This is a genomic window from Streptomyces sp. NPDC013455, from assembly GCF_040632975.1.
Taxonomy (GTDB): domain Bacteria; phylum Actinomycetota; class Actinomycetes; order Streptomycetales; family Streptomycetaceae; genus Streptomyces.
Window position 1 is genome coordinate 48443 of record NZ_JBEYCX010000020.1, and the last position, 19043, is coordinate 67485.

The window sequence follows — 19043 nt, forward strand, 5'->3', positions numbered from 1 at the left end:
CGTAGCGGGCCCGGGTGACAGCGGGGCAACAGGGGCCGTACGGTCCGCTCACGCTCCGGCCGCCGGCCCGCTGCCGGCCCGCTGCCGGCCCGCTGCCGGCCGGGGAGGACCGCCGGCCCGCTCAGGCCGCCGTCGGTCCGGTGACGGTCCAGCCGGGGGTCTGCGGGTGGGCCGTCAGGTCCTCGTGGCGCACGGGTTCGCCGCAGGCCCGGCAGGTGACCACCGGCACCAGTTCGCTGCCGCAGACGTGCTCGACGGCCATCGGCAGGTCGACGCCCTTGCGTAGATGGCGGTCGCCCCACTCCTTGAGGGTCATCAGCACCGGCTCCAGCTCCAGTCCCGCCGGCGTGGGCCGGTACTCGAAGCGCTGGGGGCGCTCGCTGTAGGCGCGCTTGGTGAGGATGCCGGCCTCCACGAGCCGGCGCAGCCGTGCGGCCAGGATGTCGCGCGGGGCGCCGATGTTGCGCACCAGCTGGTCGAACCGTCCGTTGCCCAGGCACACCTCCCGCAGCACGAGCAGCGAGTACTTCTCGCCGACCAGCGTGAGCGCGTCGGCGATGGAGCAGGGGCGCGGATCCTTCGTGGCGGCCATGCGGCACAGTCTAAAGGAGGGTTTGAAATTCCAACTCACTCGGCTATGGTGAGTCCAGATTTCCTACTCACTGGTAGCCCCTTCCGTCCACCGCTGGAGGCCCGCCCCATGCGAGACGCAGTCATCGTCGAAGCCGTACGCACCCCCATCGGCAAGGGCAAGCCCAACGGCTCCCTCGCGCACGTCCACCCCGTGCAGCTCCTCGCGCACACCCTGCGGACCCTGGTCGAGCGCACCGGCGTCGACCCGGCGCTCATCGACGACGTGATCGGCGGCACCGTCGACCAGGTCGGCGAGCAGGCCATGAACACCACCCGGTTCGCCGTGCTCTCCGCCGGCTTCCCCGAGTCCGTCCCGGCGACCACCGTGGACCGCCAGTGCGGCTCCTCCCAGCAGGCCGTGCACTTCGCCGCGCAGGGCGTGATGTCGGGCGCCTACGACCTCGTCGTCGCCTGCGGTGTGGAGTCGATGAGCCGGGTGCCGATGTGGTCCAACGTCTCCGACGGCCAGGACCCGTTCGGGCCCGGTATCGCCGAGCGCTACCCCGAGGGCCTGATCCCGCAGGGCATCAGCGCCGAACTCATCGCCGCCAAGTGGTCCCTCACGCGCGCGCGGATGGACGAGTTCGCCGTCTCCTCCCACCGCAAGGCGGCCGCCGCGTGGCGGAGCGGGCTGTTCGACGCCGAGGTCGCCCCGCTGGAGGGGGTCGCGCGGGACGAGTGCGTCCGCCCCGACAGCACTCCGGAGGTCCTCGCCGGCCTCAGGTCCGCCTACCACGACCCCGCTTTCGCCGAGCGGTTCCCGCAGATCGAGTGGAACATCACGGCGGGCAACGCCAGCCCGGTCAACGACGGTGCCTCCGCCGTCCTGATCACCTCGAGCGAGACCGCGGCCCGGCTCGGCCTGCGCCCCCTGGCCCGGCTGCACAGCTTCGCCGTCACCGGCTCCGACCCGGTGCTGATGCTCACCGGGGTCATCCCGGCCACCGAGAAGGTGCTGCGCCGGGCGGGCCTGGACCTGGCCGACATCGACCTGTTCGAGGTCAACGAGGCGTTTTCCAGCGTGGTGCTCGCCTGGCAGCAGGAGACCGGCGCCGACCTCGCCAAGGTCAACGTGCACGGTGGCGCGATCGCCCTGGGCCACCCGCTCGGCGCGAGCGGCACCCGGCTGACCACGACCCTGGTCCACGCGATGCGCGCACGCGGCGCCCGCTACGCCCTCCAGACGATGTGCGAGGCGGGCGGACTCGCCAACGCGATGATCCTGGAAGGGCTCTAGAGCCGGCAGCCCGTCCGCGGGACCGTCAGGCCATGACCCGGCCCGCCGCGGCGACCAGTTCGTCGGTCGCCGCGATGGCCGCCTCCCGACGGGCGGCCAGGACGGCGTGGTCGGTGGCGCCGCGCAGGCCGAACGCGGCCATGGCGGCCGCGCGGGCCACCTCGGCGAGGGCCGGTTCCAGAACGGAGACCGCGACCAGCGGAGCGGTCACGGCGGAGCGGGTCGCGTGGGACGCCGCCCGGGCCGCCTCGACGGCCTCCCGGCCCGCGCCGTTCAGCGCCAGGTCCTCGCGGTGCCACATGGCCCGCCGGTGGTCACCCAGGGCGGCGACCAGATCGGCGAGCGCCAGGCGCAGGGCCTCCGCGCGCCGTTCGGCGCGGTCGGCCCGCCGGTTCACGAACTGGAGCAGCCCGGTGAGCGCCCCACCGAGCAGGGTGCCGGCCACGGCGATGACGCTGGCCCACATCGGTGCGTCCTCCTCGGCGGACGGTGCCACGGCTGGACCGGGCGACGGCTGGACGATGCGACGGCTGGACGGTGCCACGGCTGGACGGCGCGGCGGCTGGACGGTGCGGCGGCCGGAGCGGGCGACGAACGGAGCGTGCGGCGGCCGGACGGGCCCGGCGGCTCACCGGCCGCGCAGCTGGTGACGCTTGCGCCAGGCCACGGTCGCCCCGACGAGCGCCGGTACGGCGATGCAGGCCATCGCGATCAGGAAGGCGGGGGACGTCGGCGCGGAGGCGCGGGCGCCGGCGACCGCGTAGGCGGCCGTGTTCGGGATCGAGCCGAGAGCCGTGGCCAGCAGGAACGGCAGCCAGCCCATGCGGGAGACGGCCGCGCAGTAGTTCGCCGCCCAGAACGGCACCCCCGGGAAGAGCCGGGCGGCCAGCATCGAACGGAACCCGTGCCGGCTGAGCTGCCCGTCGGCCGCCTTCAGCCAGCGGCCCCGCAGCAGGGGCCGCAGCGCGTCCTGCCCGAGCAGCCGGCCCAGCCCGAAGGCCACCCCGGCCCCGAGCACCGTGCCCGCGAGCGCCGTGGCCAGCCCCAGCTGCGAGCCGAACAGCGCGCCCGCGGCCAGGTTCAGCAAGGGGCGCGGCAGGAACGCCACCGTGCACAGCCCGTACGCCGCCGCGAACACGACGGCCGCGGTGGCCCCGCCCAGTTGGGGCGGCCAGCCGTGGGTCAGGAGCCGCTGCGGCTCGAACAGCAGCACACAGCTCGCCGCACCCGCGAGCAGCACGAGCAGTACGGACAGCCGCGCGTAGGGCGACAGCAGCGTGCGCGTGCAGCGCGCGGCGAACCCTGCGCGGGACGACGGCGGGACGGGTACGGCCGCGGGGACGGCCGGCTCCGTGGCGGCGGCCCGGGGCGGGGCCGTGGCGGTGCCAGAGCGGTTGGCATCGAGCATCCGGTGACACTAACCGACAAGTGTGTGTGATCGCCGTATGGTCCGCCCCACGGCCCGAAGGGGAGGACACCGGTCCGCGCCGCCCGAGTCGCCGGGCCGCAACGCGCCCACCGCCGAAAACCATTCGACGCCGGACGAGGCGTCGGACATGATCGACGGCATGTTCCGGTACGCCTTCCTCCTCGCAGCATCCGCCGTCGCGGATGCGCCGAAGGCTGCCGTCCCGCTCCTCGTGGCCGCTGTCGACGGCGCCCGAAGCTGACCCTCCCCGGATCGTCCGGCGGACCCCGCAGGGGGAGGGTCGGCCGGTCCCCGGGGTCCCGCGTCCTTCCGCACGGCTGAGAGGCTTCGAGGTACAGCCATGTCCAAAACCGCCTACCGGCGCACCAAGCCGCATCTGAACATCGGCACGATGGGTCACGTCGACCACGGCAAGACGACCCTGACCGCCGCCATCACCAAGGTCCTCGCCGAGCGCGGCACCGGCACCTTCGTGCCGTTCGACCGCATCGACCGCGCCCCGGAGGAGGCCGCCCGCGGCATCACCATCAACATCGCGCACGTCGAGTACGAGACCGACACCCGGCACTACGCCCACGTCGACATGCCGGGCCACGCCGACTACGTCAAGAACATGGTCACCGGGGCCGCGCAGCTGGACGGGGCGATCCTCGTCGTCTCCGCGCTCGACGGGATCATGCCGCAGACCGCCGAACACGTGCTGCTCGCCCGGCAAGTGGGCGTCGACCACATCGTGGTCGCGCTCAACAAGGCCGACGCGGGCGACGAAGAGCTCACGGACCTGGTCGAGCTGGAGGTCCGCGACCTGCTCACCGCCCAGGGGTACCCGGGCGACGCCGTACCCGTCGTACGTGTCTCGGGCCTCAAGGCCCTGGAGGGGGACCCGAAGTGGACGGCGTCCATCGAGGCGCTGCTCGACGCCGTGGACACGTACGTCCCGATGCCGGAGCGGTACGTGGACGCGCCGTTCCTGCTGCCGGTCGAGAACGTGCTCACCATCACCGGCCGGGGGACCGTGGTGACCGGTGCGGTCGAGCGGGGCACCGTCCGCGTGGGTGACCGGGTCGACGTGCTCGGGGCCGGACTGGAGACCGTGGTCACCGGCCTCGAAACCTTCGGCAAGCCGATGGACGAGGCGCAGGCCGGGGACAACGTGGCGCTGCTGCTGCGCGGGGTGCCGCGGAACGCCGTCCGGCGCGGGCATGTGGTCGCCGCCCCGGGCAGCGTGGTGCCCAGCCGCCGCTTCACCGCGCGGGTGTACGTGCTGTCCGCGCGTGAGGGCGGCCGTACGACGGCGGTCACCAGCGGGTACCGGCCGCAGTTCTACATCCGTACGGCGGACGTGGTGGGGGACGTCGACCTCGGGGAGGTGGGTGTCGCGCGGCCCGGGGAGACGGTCACGATGAGCGTCGAGCTGGGGCGGGACGTTCCGCTGGAGCCGGGGCTCGGGTTCGCCGTCCGTGAGGGTGGGCGGACCGTCGGGGCGGGAACCGTCACGGCCATCGACTGAGGTCTGTGGGGTCCGGGGAGGACCGCGGGTCCATCGCGTGCATGGTCGCGCGGTCCCCCGGGGCCCCTTCGGGGGCGCCTGCGCCAGGCACAATGAGAAGGTGAACGACCTCGTACCCGTCACCCGTGCCGTCGACCACGGCACCGCCAAGCTGCTGCCCGACGTCGATCGCGAGCGCGCCTGGCTGCTCACGGTCGACGGGGCCCCGCAGTCGTACGTCGACCTGGACGAACCCACGCATCTGGAGTTCGAGTACGCACGGCGGCTCGGCCATGTGCTGGACACCGTCGCGGCGGCGGGGCGGCCCCTGGACGTGCTGCATCTCGGCGGCGGGGCGCTCACGCTGCCGCGGTACCTGGCGGCGACCCGGCCCGGCTCCCGGCAGGACGTCGTGGAGGCCGACCGGGGGCTGCTGGAGCTGGTCGTCGAGCATCTGCCGATACCCGACGGGGACGGCATCCGGCTGCACGCCGGGGATGCCCGGGCCTGGCTTGAGGAGGCCCCCGACGACTCGGCCGACGTGCTCGTCGCCGACGTCTTCGGCGGGTCGCGGGTGCCGGCGCACCTGACGTCGCTCGGGTACCTGCGTCAGGCCGAGCGGGTGCTGCGGCGCGGCGGCGTCTATCTGGCCAACCTCGCCGACGCGGCGCCGTTCGCCTTCCTGCGCTCCCAACTGGCCACCTGCGCCACGCTGTTCGAGGAGCTCGTGCTGATCGCCGAGCCGGGCGTGCTGCGCGGGCGGCGCTTCGGCAACGCGGTGCTCGTCGCCGCGCACCACCCCGTCGACACGGCCGCCCTAACCCGGCTCACCGCCTCCGACGCCTTCCCGGCCCGGGTCGAGCACGGCCCGGGCCTGCGGAAGTTCATCGGGGGCGCGCGGCCGGTGCGGGACGAGGACGCCGTGCCGTCACCCGAGCCCCCCGACGGGGCTTTCGGCATCGGCTGAATCGGTCCTGCCGCCCGCCGTCACCTGCCTGGTTCGGCGGCGGAGGTTCCGCACGTCCGGTACGCACAGGACCGCCGCCGTGACGACCACCACCAGCGTGGCACAGCCCCACAGCGCGGGGGTGCGCCCGAAGGCCGCCTCCGCGGGTCCGGCCAGGGCCGTCGCCAGCGGGACCAGGGCGACCGAGCCGAACCAGTCGTACGCCGAGACCCGGGACAGCTTGTCCTCCGGTATCTCCTGGTGCAGCGCGGTCATCCAGGAGACGCCGAACACCTCCAGCGTCACACCGGTCAGGAACATCACCGCGCAGAGCACGGTGACCGGCACGGGTACGGCGAGCGCGGCGGAGGGGAGCGCGAGCGGGAAGACGCACAGGGTGCCGGCGAGGAGGAGGCGGCGCGGCTTCCAGCGGGTCATGAGCAGGGCGCCGGCGACCGTGCCGGCGCCGAAGAAGCCCAGCGCCAGGCCCCACGGGCCCGCCCCGCCCAGGTGGTCCCGGGCGACGAGGGGGCCGTAGACCGCGTCGGCGGCACCGACGACCGCGTTCGCGACGGAGAACTGCACGACGATGCCCCACAGCCACGGCCGCCCGGCGAACTCCCGCCAGCCCTCCCGCAGGTCGGCGAGCATGCCGCCGCTCGGCGCGCGTCGCGGGATGTCGCTCACGTCCAGAAACGCCCGCATGGCCCCGGCGACCGCGAAGGCCGCCGCGTCCGCCGCCAGCACCCAGCCCGGTCCGATCGCGGCCACCATGGCACCGCCGAACGCGGCACCGCCCACCGCCGCTCCCTGCATCGCCATCCGGAACACGGCGAACGCCCGGCTCGCGTGCTCGCCCCGGACCGACGACAGCAGCATGCCCTCGGCCGCCGGGCTGAAGAACGCCTGGCCGGTGCCGCCGAGCGCGGTGAGCACCATCATCTGCCACAGCCGCGCCTCCCCGGTGAGGACCAGCGCCGCGAAGGCGGCCTGGGAGAGGCAGTTGAGGGCGTTGGCCGCGACCATCACCCGGTGCCGGGGGAACCGGTCCGCCACCGCGCCGCCGATGAGCAGGAACACCACCAGCGGCAGGGTCCGCGCGGCGGCCACCAGTCCCACGTCCCCGCCGTCGCCGCCCGCCTGGAGGACGGCGAAGGCGGCGGCGATCAGCGAGCCGTTGGCGCCGAGGCCGGTCACGACGGCGGCCGCGGTCAGCAGCGAGTAGTTGCGTCCCGCCCAGGCGGGTCTGCGGGGGCGGTCCGGGGAGCCGGCGGTCTTGTTCACCGGCCGACTATCTCCGCCCGGCACCCGGTCTGCCAAGTCGGCGTCCGGACGCGTGGGACGGTGCCGCGGTCACTCCACGGTCGGGTCGCCGTGCAGCCGTACCGTGCCGAGGATCTTCTGGACCGTGGCGTCGGGCAGTTCGTCCTTGACGCCCGTGGCGCCGTACAGCGTCCAGGAGACGAAGCTGCCCGTGGAGTTCTTGAAGGCGAAGGTGGTGGCCTTGCCGTCGGTGGAGCACTTGTTCTTCTTCGGCGCGCCGACGACGTACGACGTCGCGACGCTGCCCTTGACGCCCGATGCCGTGGTGAAGGGCTTCGCCTTGCCGATCCGCAGGTACTTCTTGGACGCTTCCGACTGGTCGGTGTAGCCGCCGAAGGCGAACGTGGCCGCGTCGCCGCGGGCGATGCTGGCGGTGTCCTTGGCGCCGTTCTCCCCCTTGGTGCCGCTGCCGGCGAGCGAGTAGGTCGCCTTGGTGCCGTTCTCCTCGGACGAGCAGTAGTCCGGCTTCAGGAACGCGGGCGCGGAGAAGCCGATGTACGCCGAGCCGTCGCCCTTCGCCTTGTCCTCGAAGAAGGAGAAGATGCCGGGCCGCTCCACCTGCCAGTCGGCGGGCACGTCGAAGGCCGTGCCGTACTTGGGATTGACCACGACCTTCCAGCCCGCGATCGTCGGCTTCGCCGCCTCGTTGCCGCGCGGGTCGTCGTTCACGGACGACGTCGGCGAGGGGTTCGGGTCGGACGAGGTGGCCGTCGGCGAGGCACTCGTGTGCTTGCCGCCCTTGCCGTTGTCGGCCTCGTCGTCCTCCGCACCGCCCAGCACCAGGAAACCGGTCACGGCCGCGGTGACCACGACGGCGGTGGCCGCGACGATCGCTATCAGCTTGGTACGGCCGCCGCCGCCCTGCGGGGGCTGGGCCACGGGCACCGTGGGCGGCTGCCCCCACTGCGGCTGCTGGGCGTACGGCTGCGCCTGCGGCTGCTGCCCGTACGGTCCGGCCTGCGGCTGCTGTCCGTACGCTCCGGCCTGCGGGTACTGCTGGTACCCCGGCTGCTGGTACGGGTTCTGCTGCGGTTCACCCGGCTGCTGGTACGGGTTCGCCTGCGGATTCTGCTGCGGGTTCTGCGCGCCCCCGGGCGGCTGCTGATCTGGCCACATGGCCCGTAACCATAGTGCGGATCACTGGTCAGGCTCCGCTACTCGTGAGTAACATGGCGGCCATGAGCGCAGACCAGAAGTCGATCGGCGAGATGCTCGCCGCCACCGTGCCCATGGCCCGGACGCTGAACCTGGAGTTCCTGGAGACCACGTCCGACAAGGCGGTGGTGTCCCTGCCGGACCAGAGCGCGTACCACAACCACGTGGGCGGCCCGCACGCCGGTGCGATGTTCACGCTCGGGGAGTCGGCCAGCGGTGCCATCGTGCTGGCCGCCTTCGGGGACCAGCTCTCGCGCGCGGTGCCGCTCGCCGTGAGCGCCGAGATCGCCTACAAGAAGCTGGCGATGGGCGTGGTCACCGCGACCGCGACGCTGGGCCGGCCGGCCGCCGACGTCGTCGCCGAGCTGGACGCCGGGCAGCGTCCCGAGTTCCCGGTGGCGGTCGAGATCCGGCGCGCGGACGGGGCCGTGACCGGTGAGATGAGCGTGCTGTGGACGCTCCGGCCGACCGACCAGAAGAAGTAGGCGCCGGCCGCCCTGCTCGACGCCGGCCGCCCTGCTCGACGCCGGCCGCCCTGCTCGACGCCGGCCGCCCTGCTCGGCGCCGGCCGCCCTGCTCGGCGCCGGCCGCCCTGCTCGGCGCCGGCCGCCCCACTCCGTGGTGGCCGGCTCGCTCCGTGACGGGCGCCCCGCTCCCGCTGTGCCGGGGCGGGGCGCTGCCGGGCCGGGCGGTTCACCGAACGGCGACCACGTTGGTGGCCTTCGCGCCGACGACCTCGAAGACGACCCGCTGACCCTCGCGGGTGGTCTGCGTCTCCATGCCGGAGAAGGGGCGCCGGGCACCGTCCTCGTCGGCGATGATGCCGACGCCGTCCGCCTTGTTGTAGACGGCGATCGTTCCGAGAGGCATCGTCTGCTCCTCCGTGGGTTGGTCGAGCTGCTGATCTCCCCCGGTGAACAGAGCATCACGCGACGTGTCCGGCGGAGGGAAGGGTTCCGCGGCGCGTCGGCCAGGGTTTGACCGGATGTCAGCGCGGTGTCCGGAGGCGGCCGGTGGGGGCCCGGAACGGGGCCCCGGTCAGGCGGCCTCGCCCGGTCGCGCGGCCCGGTGACGCTCCGCGCGGCCGCCCGCCGCCGCATCGTCCCTCGCCGTGTCGTTCGGCAGCGAGGCCACGAACTCCCTGAGCCAGCGCGTGAAGCCGGGGCCGAGGTCCGGGCGGGCGCTCGCCAGGCGGACCACCGTGCGCAGGTAGTCGGCCTTGTCGCCGGTGTCGTAGCGCTGACCCGTGAAGACCACCCCGTGCACCGTGCCGCCCACTGCCAGCCGCTGGAGGGCGTCGGTCAGCTGGATCTCGCCGCCGCGTCCGGGCGGGGTGTGCTCCAGGACGCCGAAGACGGCCGGGTCGAGGACGTACCGGCCGATGACCGCGTAGCGGCTCGGCGCGGTTCCCGGCGCCGGCTTCTCCACCAGGCCGGTCACCCGGACGACGCCCGGCTCGTCCGCCGGCTCCACCGCCGCGCAGCCGTAGAGGTGGATCCGCTCCGGATCGACCTCCATCAGCGCGACCACGCTGCCCGCGTACCGCTCACGGACCTCCAGCATGCGGCTCAGCAGGGTCTCGCGCGGGTCGATCAGATCGTCGCCGAGGAGCACCGCGAAGGGCTGCTCCCCGACGTGCTGCCGGGCGCAGAGCACCGCGTGGCCGAGACCGAGCGGGTCCCCCTGGCGGATGTGATGGATGCCGGCGAGCCGCGCCGGATCGCGTACGGCGTCCAGGCGCACGGTGTCCCCCTTGGCCGCCAGCGCCTGCTCCAGTTCGAAGGCGTGGTCGAAGTGGTCCTCGATGGCCCGCTTGTGCCGGCCCGTCACCATCAGGATGTCGTCCAGGCCGGCCGCGGCGGCCTCCTCGACGACGTACTGGATCGCCGGCTTGTCGACGACCGGCAGCATCTCCTTCGGCGTGGCCTTGGTCGCGGGCAGGAACCGGGTGCCGAGACCGGCGGCCGGTACGACCGCTTTCCGCACGACGGGTACGGCTGCCGGGGAGGGAGCGGGGGTCGCTGTGCAGTGGGGGCTGATCATGCGGGCCATGCTGGAGCACGCGCATGAGAGCCGGCCCTCAGCGGTGTGGGTGTCCGCTGTGCGGGCGGCCGGGAAGACGGAGAAGGCGTATGTCATCCGGCCTTTGCCGCACAGGAGTTGAGGGTCCGACGGCGACCCCGGCAAAGGATACCGACGGTAACTGCCAGGCCATATCGCGAGTTCGCCGCACGTGCATTCCCACTCCTTGTTTCCTGTGAGTCGCCTGTGCCAAGGTGAGCCTCCCCGCGGGAGGGCAGAGGCAGACGCCGACGTCAGAGCCTGCCCATTAGGTATGCACCAATCACGCACTGCTTTCCGACAGGACGCGCTCGCGCACGGCGTCCTGCGGCTGGAAAGGAAATGGTTCCGTGCCGTCCCCTTACCCCCCACGCCCGCCGTACCCACCGCTGCCCGGCCCGACCGGGGAATCCGACCACGACCTCGTCGCCCGGCTGAGCGGGCCGGACGGCGCCCGGCACCACGCCGTGGCCCTGCTGCTCGCCCGGCACTGGCGGGCCACCCGCGACTACGCCGTCGTCTGCCTGGCCTCCGCCGGGCCAACCGCCCAGCTGGTGGCCACCGCCGCCTTCCACCAGGTGCTCGGCCGCATGGCGGGAGGCGTGCTCGGCGGTGCCCTCCGCCCCCGGCTGCTCCTCGCCGTCCGTGACACCGTCCGCGCCTGGGCCGCGGACGACGCGGCCCGCGCCATGCTGCCGGAATTGCGCAAAACCACCGGCGCTCGTGGCCTGCGCGCCGCGAAGCCGGGACCGGCGGAAAGCAGGCAGCTCGCCGCCCGTGCATTCCGGGCCCTTCCCGGAGCCTCGCAATGTCTTCTCTGGCACGCGGAGGTCGAGGCCGAACCCATATACATACCGGCGGGTCTGCTGGGCATCGACACGGCCACCGCGATGACCGCTCTGGAGCAGGCACGCGAGCAATTCCGTGCCGGTTGCGTAAGCGCCCACCGGGAACTCGCGCCCAGCAGGGAATGCCGTTTCCACAACCGTCTCCTGGACGTCCCCATCCGCCGTGGCGGCGTTCTGCTGCCCGACGTCCGCCGCCATCTGACGGTCTGCCGCCACTGCCGGCACTTCGCCGAACAGCTCGGCCACTTCGACGGCGCCCTGCCCCTGCTGCTGGCCGAGACCGTGCTCGGCTGGGGCGCCCGCCGCTACCTCGACTCGCGGCCCGGCCGCGGCGCCCGCCAGGACTGGCCGCCCCCGCCGCCGGAGCCGCCGGCCGCGTCCCCGGCGGCCGGAGGCCGGCACCGCACCGGCCCGGAGCACCGTCACCGCCGGGCCGTCGCCGTCGGTGTCGGACTCGCCTCCCTGGCGCTGCTCGCCACCGTCCTCGCGGCCGCAAGCCGGTTCGATGACAACGGTGTCCGCGCACCCGGCGCGACCTGGGGCGCGCCCGCCGACAGCACCTCACGGCCGGGCGGCGCCGGCCCCGGTCCCACCTCCTCGCCGTCCGCGGCCTCGGTCGGGCGACCCGTCGAGATCGGTCGCGGCGCCCTGCGCGGCCTCGCCTCCGGGCACTGCCTGGACGTGTCCGGAGGCAGGGGCGCGGCGGGCTCCCGGGTCCGGCTCGCACCGTGCTCGGCGGCCACCTCGCAGCAGTGGTCGTACCGGGACGACGGCTCGCTGCGCAGCGCCGACGATCCCACCCTCTGCCTGGCCGCCGACCCCGGTACGGGAAGCGTCGCGCTGGCCGACTGCGCGGGGCCCGCCGGGGAGGTGTCGTACGACTTCACGGTGCGCGGCGAAATCGTGCTCCGCCGGCGGCACGGGCTGGCTCTCGCACCGGGGTCCGGCCGTTCCGCCGGGCGGGTCGGGCTCTCCCGGCGTGACGATTCGGCGCAGCAGCGGTGGTCGCTGGAGCCGGGGGCGGCGGACGGACGCTCGCGCTCCGGTCCGGCGTCGGCTCCGGAGCCGGGCAGCCGGGGAGGGCATGCCGGCCGGGGCGGGCGATACGGGCGTCACGGGCAGGGCGGGCCGGGTGGCGGGGACGGGAAAGGCGTGGTCGGGAAGGACGTGGACGGGAAGGGCGGGGTGCACGTGCCCGACGTGCCCCCTGCCGGGCGGCCGGAAGGGCCGGACGGGCCGGAGAGGCCGGAGGGATCCGAGAGGCCGGACGGGACGAAGAGGCCCAAGGGTTCGGAGGGGTCGAAACGGTCCGAGGGGTGGGGCGGGCGGCCGCACGGGCGTGGCGGAGACGCGCCGCGCGCATTTCCCGCCGTACCGCCGCGCGCACGCGCCACCGTACCGCCACCCGTGGTCCCGGCTCCCGGACTGCGCGTGGTCCCCGTCTCGGGACCGCCGGTGTTCCCGGTCCCGGGGACCCATGCGGTCCCGGTGCCGCAACCGCGCACGCCCCTGGCTGAATCGCCGCGCACCCCGCCGGCCGTACAGTCGTGAACGCCCCTGACGTACGGCCGTGAAGGCCCCGGTCGTACGGCCGTGAAGGCCCCGGTCGTACGGCCGTGAAGGCCCCGGTCGTACGGCCGTGAACGCCGTCCTGCCGTACGGCCGTGGGCACGCCCGCCGCCCTGTCCGTATCCCGTCGGCCGTGTTCGGGTCTCCGGGAGGACGGCATGTGGATGGCGCATGGTGCGGCGGGGCGTCCGGGCGCGTGGTGCGGGGTGGCCGCGTGAGGTGGCGGACGGCCGGTTTGACGGGCTTGTGCCGGTGTGACGCGCGGGGACGGGAGGGCGTCCGTCTCCGCGCGTGGCGGGAGTTCGCTTGTTTTGCTGCTTCTTGCGGGGATTTCGGGCCCCTGGCCGAATCGGCGCCACCGCACGCGGAAAGGCAGCGGCGTTATTGACCGGCGAGTAACACCTCGCTAGTTTCCGTTGCCCTCGCACCGCAGCGTCACGCCGCACATCCCCCCACCGTGCTGTCTCGCCGATCGTGCCGGAGCATCATGACCTCCCCTGTGCGTGCCCACGACCTGATCCTCTGCCTCACCCCCTTCGGAGAACCCGACGCCGGCCTGGCCGCTGCCGCCTCCGCCGCCGGCGCGCTCGGCATCCTGGACCTGGGTGCCGGTGACCGAGTGTCCCGTGAGCAGCTGTCCCGGCTGAGACGGACGGCACCCGGACCCTTCGGGGTGCGGGTCCCCGGCCGCTGTGCGATGACCCCCACGGACCTCGGCGGCGCCGTGGACACCGTTGTCCTCGCCCCGGACGCCACCTGGACGGCCGGCCAACTGCCCTCCGCCTGCCGGGTGTTGGCCGAGATCACCGATCTCGGGCAGGCACGTGCCGCCGTCCGCGCGGGTGCCTGCGGACTGATCGCCCGCGGCGGCGAGAGCGGCGGCCGTGTCGGCGACCTGAGCACCTTCGTCCTCCTCCAGCAGGTGCTGGCCGACGACGGGTTGAGCGGCCTGCCGGTGTGGGCCTGCGGAGGCATCGGCCCGCGTACCGCGGCGGCCGCCGTCGCCGCCGGGGCGGCCGGGGTCGTCCTGGACAGCCAACTCGCCCTGCTGGCCGAGTCCGGGCTGCCCGAGGCGGTCCAGGCCGTGCTGCGGTCCTTGGACGGATCCGAGACGGTGGTGCTCGGCGGGCACCGGGTACTGCGGCGACGCGGCCCGGACGCCCCACGGCCACCCGCCGACGATCCCGTGGCGGTCGCCTCCCTGCTGAGCGGACGCGAGCTGCGCGGCCGGCTGCTCCCGGTGGGCCAGGACGGCTTCCTCGCCGCCCGGTTCGCGGAGCGGTGGCGGAACGTGCGGGGAGTCGTGCGCGCGCTGACGGACGCGATACGGGAGACGGCCCGGGCGGCGGAGCCGGCGCCGACCGGTGCGACTCCGGCGCCGACCGGTCCGGCGCCGACCGGTGTGGCTCCGGGGCTGACCGATGCGACTCCACCGCCGACCGGCGCGAGTCCACCGCCGACCGGCGCGAGTCCGGCGCCGACCGGTGTGGCTCCGGGGCCGGCCGCGGCCCTGCGGCCGGGAGCCGTCATGAGCCGGGCGCTGGGGACGCGGCTGCCCGTCGCGCAGGGGCCGATGACGCGGGTCAGCGACCAGGCGGGCTTCGCCGCCGCCGTCGCCGAGGCCGGGGCGTTGCCCTTCCTCGCGCTGGCGCTGGCCGACGGGCAACGGGCCCGGGCGATGCTCACCAAGGCGCGCGCGGTGCTGGACGGCCGCCCGTGGGGCGTGGGCGTGCTCGGCTTCGCGCCCGAGGACATCCGCGCCGCCCAACTGGACGCCGTACGGGAGCTGCGGCCCACCCACGCGATCGTCGCGGGCGGACGGCCCGCCCAGGCCGAGGCGCTGGAGCGGGCCGGGATCCGCACCTTCCTGCACGTGCCCTCGCCGGGGCTGCTCCGGCAGTTCCTCGACGCCGGCGTGCGCAGGTTCGTGTTCGAGGGGTCCGAGTGCGGCGGCCATGTGGGACCCCGGGCCTCGTTCCCGCTGTGGGAAGCACAACTGGCCGTGCTGGAGGACTTCCTGGAGCGGACCGGTAGCGGCGGCGCCGACGAGGCGCCCCGGCTGGAGGTGTTCTTCGCCGGCGGCATCCACGACGAGCGGTCCGCGGCGATGGTCGCCGCCCTGGCCGCGCCGCTCACCGCCCGGGGCGCCGCCGTCGGCGTCCTCATGGGCACCGCCTACCTGTTCACCGAGGAGGCGGTCGCCCGCGGTGCCGTCCGGCCGCTGTTCCAGCGGCAGGTCCTGGCCGCCACCTCGACCGCCCTGCTGGAGACCGCACCCGGCCACGCCACCCGCTGCGTGCCCAGCCCCTTCACCCGCGACCACCGCGAGCGGCAGGCCGCGTTACGGGCGCAGGGCCTACCCGAGCGGCAGATCTGGGAGCGGCTCGAACGGCTCAACGTCGGCCGGCTGCGCATCGCCAGCAAGGGCCTGACCCGCGCGGACGACGGTGAGGTGCGGGAAGTCGCCGAGGAACGGCAGCTCGCCGACGGGCTGTTCATGGCGGGCCAGGCCGCCGTCCTGCGCTCGGCGACCACCACCGTGGCGGCCCTCCACCGGGCGGTGACCGACGGCGCCGCCGATTTCCTGGCGGGTATCCGAGGTGCGGCGCCGGCCCGAGGTGCGGCGCCGGCCCGAGGCGCGGCGCCCGCCCTCCGTGCCGTCGGCACGGAACCGACCCCGTCCCCGCCCCCGCCCCCGCTCCCACCCCTCGACGTCGCGATCGTCGGCATGGCGTGCATGTTCCCGCAGGCCCCCGACCTCGCCACCTTCTGGGCGAACACCGTCGCCGGGCGCGACGCCGTCACCGAGGTGCCGGCCGACCGCTGGGACCCGGCCGTCCACCACACCGCGGGCGGCACCGCGTCGAAATGGGGCGGCTTCCTGCCGCCCATCCCCTTCGACCCACTGCGCTACGGCATCCCGCCCGCCTCCCTCGGCAGCATCGAACCCGTGCAGCTGCTGTCCCTGGAGGCGGCCCGCAGGGCACTGGAGGACGCCGGGTACGGCGACCAGGGCAGGAAGTTCGACCGCTCCCGCACGTCCGTCGTCTTCGGCGCCGAGGCCGGCAGCGACCTGTCCAACGCCGCCACCCTGCGCGCCGTCCTGCCGTCGTACTACGGCAAGGTCCCCGACGGACTGGAGGAGCAGCTGCCCCGGCTCACCGAGGACAGCTTCCCCGGCATGCTGGCCAACGTCATCTCCGGCCGGATCGCCAACCGCCTGGACCTCGGCGGCGCCAACTACACCGTCGACGCCGCCTGCGCCTCCTCCCTCGCCGCCCTCGACGTGGCCTGCAAGGAACTCGTCTGCGGCACCAGCGACCTGGTGCTGTGCGGCGGCGCCGACCTGCACAACGGCATCAACGACTACGTCCTGTTCTCCTCCGTCCACGCGCTCTCGCCGACCGGCCGGTCCCGCGCCTTCGACGCCTCCGCCGACGGCATCGCGCTCGGCGAAGGCGTGGCCTGCCTGGTCCTCAAACGGCTCGCGGACGCCGAACGCGACGGCGACCGGATCTACGGCGTGGTCAAGGGCCTCGGCTCCGCCAGCGACGGCCGCGCCCTCGGCCTGACCGCGCCGCACGCCGAAGGCCAGCGGGCCGCGCTGCGACGGGCGTACCGCAACGCCGGTGTCGCGCCCGCCGCCGTCGGCCTGGTGGAGGCGCACGGCACCGGGACCGTCGTCGGCGACCGCACCGAACTCCGAGTGCTCGCCGAGGTGTTCGCCGAGTCGGGCGCCGTGAACGGCGGCTGCGCGCTCGGCTCGGTCAAGTCGCAGATCGGGCACACCAAGTGCGCCGCCGGACTCGCCGGACTGATCAAGGCCACGCTGGCGCTGTACACCGGGGTCAGGCCACCCACCCTGCACCTGGAGCGGCCCAACCCGGCCTGGGACGCCGGGGACAGCCCGTTCGTCTTCCACACCCGCGCCCAGCCCTGGGCCGCACCGCCCGCCGAACGCCTCGCCGGGGTCAGCGCGTTCGGGTTCGGCGGCACAAACTTCCACGCCGTACTGTCCGCGTACGGCGACGCGCCACCGCCCCGGCAGACCCTGGACGCCTGGCCCGCCGAACTGTTCCTCTTCCGGGGCCGGGACACGGCGGCGGCCCGCCGGGTGGCCGCCGAGATCCTCCGGGCCGCCGAGACGGACGGCTGCCCCTGGCGGCTGCGCGACCTCGCCCTCGCGGCGGCCCGGCGCGCCGACACCTCGCACGAACCGGTGCAGGCGGCGGTGGTGGCGCGGGACACCGGGGAGCTGATCGGCCGGCTGCGCCACATCCTCGCCGACGAGCCCGACCCGGGCAGCGGCATCCACCTCGCGGCCCCGACCGACGGCCGGCTCGCCTTCCTCTTCCCCGGCCAGGGCAGCCAGCGCACCGGCATGCTCGCCGAGCTGCTGATCACCCTGCCGGAGCTGCGCCACTACCTGTTGCTCGGCCGGGCCCACGCGGACCGCGTCTTCCCGCCGGCCGCCTTCGACGACGCCGCCCGCGAGCGCCACCAGGCCGCCCTCACCGACACCCGGACGGCACAGCCCGCCCTCGGCATCACGGGACTGGCCGCGCACGCCTTCCTCACCTCCGCCGGCGTCCACCCGGATCTGGCCGCCGGGCACAGCTACGGCGAGCTGGTCGCCCTCGCCGCGGCCGGCGCCCTCGATCCGGAGACACTGCTGGAGCTGAGCGCCGAGCGGGCCGCCGCGATCCTGGCGGCGGCCGGTGACGAACCCGGCACCATGGCCGCCGTGGGCGCCCCCGCCGAGGAGGTGCGAGTCGCCCTGCGCGCGGCCGGGGTACCCGCCTCGGTCGTCGTCGCCAACCTCAACTCGCCCCGCCAGACGGTGATCTCCGGACCCACCGACGATGTCGCAGCCGCCCTTCGGGCACTGCGCGCGGCCCGGCTCGGCGCCCGCCGCATCCCGGTCGCCTGCGCCTTCCACAGCCCGGTGGTGGCCGGCGCGGAGGAGCGGTTCGCCAAGGTGCTCGCGGACAAGCCGGTCCGGGCACCCGAGATTCCCGTCTGGTCCAACCGCACCGCCACGCCCTACCCGGCGGACCCCGACGCCGTGCGCGCCGGGCTCGCCGCCCAGATCGGCGCCCCGGTGGCGTTCACCGCGCAGATCGAGGCGATGTACGAGGCGGGAGCGCGGATCTTCGTCGAGGCGGGTCCGGGCACGGTCCTCACCCGCCTCGTCGGCCAGATCCTCGGCGACCGCCCGCACCGCACGGTCGCCTGCGAACCACGAGCCGACAGCGGCCTGGCGGGCTGGCTCGACGCCCTCGCCCGACTCGCCGTCGCGGGGCAGCCGGTGCGCACCGCGTGGCTCTTCCGGGGCCGGGACGCCGTCGACGCGCTGCGCACCCCGGCGCCGAAGCGGCCCGGCTGGACGGTCGACGGGCACCTGGTCCGTACGGCCGACGGAGCCCTCCTGCCCGGCGCGCTCGCGCCGGCCCGACGCGTGGTGGAGACGACTGTGACGACCGACCAGCCGAACGGCACCCCCGCCGACGGGGACGCGCTGATCTCCGAGTTCCTGCGCACCAGCCGGGAGATGATCGCCGCCCAGCGGGACGTGCTGCTCACCTACTTCGGCGGTGCGACGCCGACCCCCGTCGTACCCGGACCGGCCGTACGGGTGGCCGAGCCCACCCGACCCGCCGTGCCGGAACACCAGTCGCCCGGACCGGCCGTACGGTTCGCCGAGCCGGCCCGACCCGCCGTGCCGGAACACCAGTCGCCCGGACCGGCCGTACGGTTCGCCGAGCCCGCGCGGCTCGTGCTCCCGGAGGGGCCGTCGGCCCAACCGGTGGAGGCGAGGCCGGCTGCCGACGTGGCGGCTGTCGTACGGGAGATCATCAGCGAACGCACCGGCTACCCCGTCGACATGATCGAGCCCGAGCTCGACCTGGAAGCCGACCTGAGCATCGACTCGATCAAGCGGGCCGAGATCGCGGGAGAACTCGCCCGTCGCCTGGGCATCGCGGGCGGCGCCGAACTGCTCGGCGACGCGGAACTGGAGGAACTCGCCAAGGCACGCACCGCGGCCGCCGTGACGGCGTGGCTGACGGCACGCATGGGCACGAAACCTGGCGGCGGGGACGGCCGGGCGCCCGGCGCGGTCGCCGGTCGGGGCGGTGGAGGCGGACGGGTGTCCGGCGCGGTCGCGGATACCGGCGGAGGGGGTGGTCCGGGGTCCGGCGCGGTCACGGATCCGGGTGGCCAGGGCGGTCCTGCGATCGGCGCGGGTGGTCCTGTGTTCGGCGCAGCCGCCGATCCGGGCGGCGGAGGCGGCGGGGCGTCCCTCGCGGTCACTGGTTCGAGCGGGACCGTCCTCGACGGGTGGGACAGCCCCC

12 protein-coding genes and 1 pseudogene are annotated in these 19043 nt (G+C 74.7%); 6 read left to right on the plus strand and 7 right to left on the minus strand.

Translation table 11 applies throughout. From position 1 onward, the window contains the following. Positions 1-121: 121 nt before the first annotated feature. Complete coding sequence (locus ABZ576_RS27370) at positions 122-592, minus strand: helix-turn-helix domain-containing protein (RefSeq protein ID WP_360746215.1); 471 nt, start codon at positions 590-592, stop codon at positions 122-124. Positions 593-700: 108 nt separating this feature from the next. Here ABZ576_RS27370 and ABZ576_RS27375 point away from each other — a divergent pair, with 108 nt between their 5' ends. Further along, entirely contained in the window at positions 701-1870 is a 1170-nt protein-coding gene (locus ABZ576_RS27375; protein WP_360746218.1) for a thiolase family protein, read from the plus strand. A 25-nt stretch (positions 1871-1895) separates the two neighbouring features. On the opposite strand, the gene ABZ576_RS27380 is transcribed toward ABZ576_RS27375, so the two are convergent. Together ABZ576_RS27380 and ABZ576_RS27385 are read right to left on the minus strand one after the other, a co-directional pair. Next, positions 1896-2336, minus strand: a complete 441-nt coding sequence (locus tag ABZ576_RS27380) for a protein kilB (protein ID WP_360746221.1) — start codon at positions 2334-2336, stop codon at positions 1896-1898. A 162-nt stretch (positions 2337-2498) separates the two neighbouring features. Beyond that, positions 2499-3278 carry a VTT domain-containing protein gene (locus ABZ576_RS27385; RefSeq protein WP_360746224.1) on the minus strand — a complete coding sequence of 260 codons (780 nt, stop codon included), beginning with the start codon at positions 3276-3278 and terminating at the stop codon, positions 2499-2501. 361 nt (positions 3279-3639) lie between these two features. On the opposite strand from ABZ576_RS27385, the gene tuf reads away from it, so the two are divergent. Beyond that, entirely contained in the window at positions 3640-4809 is a 1170-nt protein-coding gene (gene tuf, locus ABZ576_RS27390) for an elongation factor Tu (protein WP_360746227.1), read from the plus strand. Between the two features lie 100 nt (positions 4810-4909). Continuing rightward, complete coding sequence (locus tag ABZ576_RS27395; protein ID WP_360746230.1) at positions 4910-5755, plus strand: fused MFS/spermidine synthase; 846 nt, start codon at positions 4910-4912, stop codon at positions 5753-5755. Here the strand turns inward: ABZ576_RS27395 and ABZ576_RS27400 are convergent. Then, the gene (locus ABZ576_RS27400) at positions 5717-7018 is read right to left on the minus strand and encodes an MFS transporter (RefSeq protein ID WP_360746233.1); all 1302 of its coding nucleotides are present in this window, start codon (positions 7016-7018) and stop codon (positions 5717-5719) included. The two genes, ABZ576_RS27395 and ABZ576_RS27400, sit on opposite strands and share 39 nt — an antisense overlap. 69 nt (positions 7019-7087) lie before the next feature. After that, complete coding sequence (locus ABZ576_RS27405) at positions 7088-8173, minus strand: hypothetical protein (RefSeq protein ID WP_360746237.1); 1086 nt, start codon at positions 8171-8173, stop codon at positions 7088-7090. 62 nt (positions 8174-8235) lie between these two features. Between ABZ576_RS27405 and ABZ576_RS27410 the strand changes: the two genes are divergently transcribed. Beyond that, entirely contained in the window at positions 8236-8697 is a 462-nt protein-coding gene (locus ABZ576_RS27410) for a DUF4442 domain-containing protein (protein ID WP_360746240.1), read from the plus strand. 208 nt (positions 8698-8905) lie between these two features. Here the strand turns inward: ABZ576_RS27410 and ABZ576_RS27415 are convergent, their stop codons facing one another. Beyond that, complete coding sequence (locus tag ABZ576_RS27415; protein ID WP_360746243.1) at positions 8906-9082, minus strand: hypothetical protein; 177 nt, start codon at positions 9080-9082, stop codon at positions 8906-8908. Positions 9083-9250: 168 nt separating this feature from the next. Then, the gene (gene galU, locus ABZ576_RS27420; RefSeq protein ID WP_360746246.1) at positions 9251-10255 is read right to left on the minus strand and encodes a UTP--glucose-1-phosphate uridylyltransferase GalU; all 1005 of its coding nucleotides are present in this window, start codon (positions 10253-10255) and stop codon (positions 9251-9253) included. A 368-nt stretch (positions 10256-10623) separates the two neighbouring features. Here galU and ABZ576_RS27425 point away from each other — a divergent pair, with 368 nt between their 5' ends. After that, entirely contained in the window at positions 10624-12672 is a 2049-nt protein-coding gene (locus tag ABZ576_RS27425) for a ricin-type beta-trefoil lectin domain protein (RefSeq protein ID WP_360746249.1), read from the plus strand. A gap of 715 nt (positions 12673-13387) precedes the next feature. Then, positions 13388-18658 (plus strand): annotated as a pseudogene (locus ABZ576_RS27430) (beta-ketoacyl synthase N-terminal-like domain-containing protein); the annotation flags it as partial. Positions 18659-19043: the final 385 nt, after the last annotated feature.

Coding starts and splice junctions, on each gene's coding strand:
- ABZ576_RS27370 (WP_360746215.1), bottom strand. CDS start 592: ATGGCCGCCACGAAGGATCCGCGCCCCTGCTCCATCGCCGACGCGCTC.
- ABZ576_RS27375 (WP_360746218.1), top strand. CDS start 701: ATGCGAGACGCAGTCATCGTCGAAGCCGTACGCACCCCCATCGGCAAG.
- ABZ576_RS27380 (WP_360746221.1), bottom strand. CDS start 2,336: ATGTGGGCCAGCGTCATCGCCGTGGCCGGCACCCTGCTCGGTGGGGCG.
- ABZ576_RS27385 (WP_360746224.1), bottom strand. CDS start 3,278: ATGCTCGATGCCAACCGCTCTGGCACCGCCACGGCCCCGCCCCGGGCC.
- tuf (WP_360746227.1), top strand. CDS start 3,640: ATGTCCAAAACCGCCTACCGGCGCACCAAGCCGCATCTGAACATCGGC.
- ABZ576_RS27405 (WP_360746237.1), bottom strand. CDS start 8,173: ATGTGGCCAGATCAGCAGCCGCCCGGGGGCGCGCAGAACCCGCAGCAG.
- ABZ576_RS27410 (WP_360746240.1), top strand. CDS start 8,236: ATGAGCGCAGACCAGAAGTCGATCGGCGAGATGCTCGCCGCCACCGTG.
- ABZ576_RS27415 (WP_360746243.1), bottom strand. CDS start 9,082: ATGCCTCTCGGAACGATCGCCGTCTACAACAAGGCGGACGGCGTCGGC.
- galU (WP_360746246.1), bottom strand. CDS start 10,255: ATGATCAGCCCCCACTGCACAGCGACCCCCGCTCCCTCCCCGGCAGCC.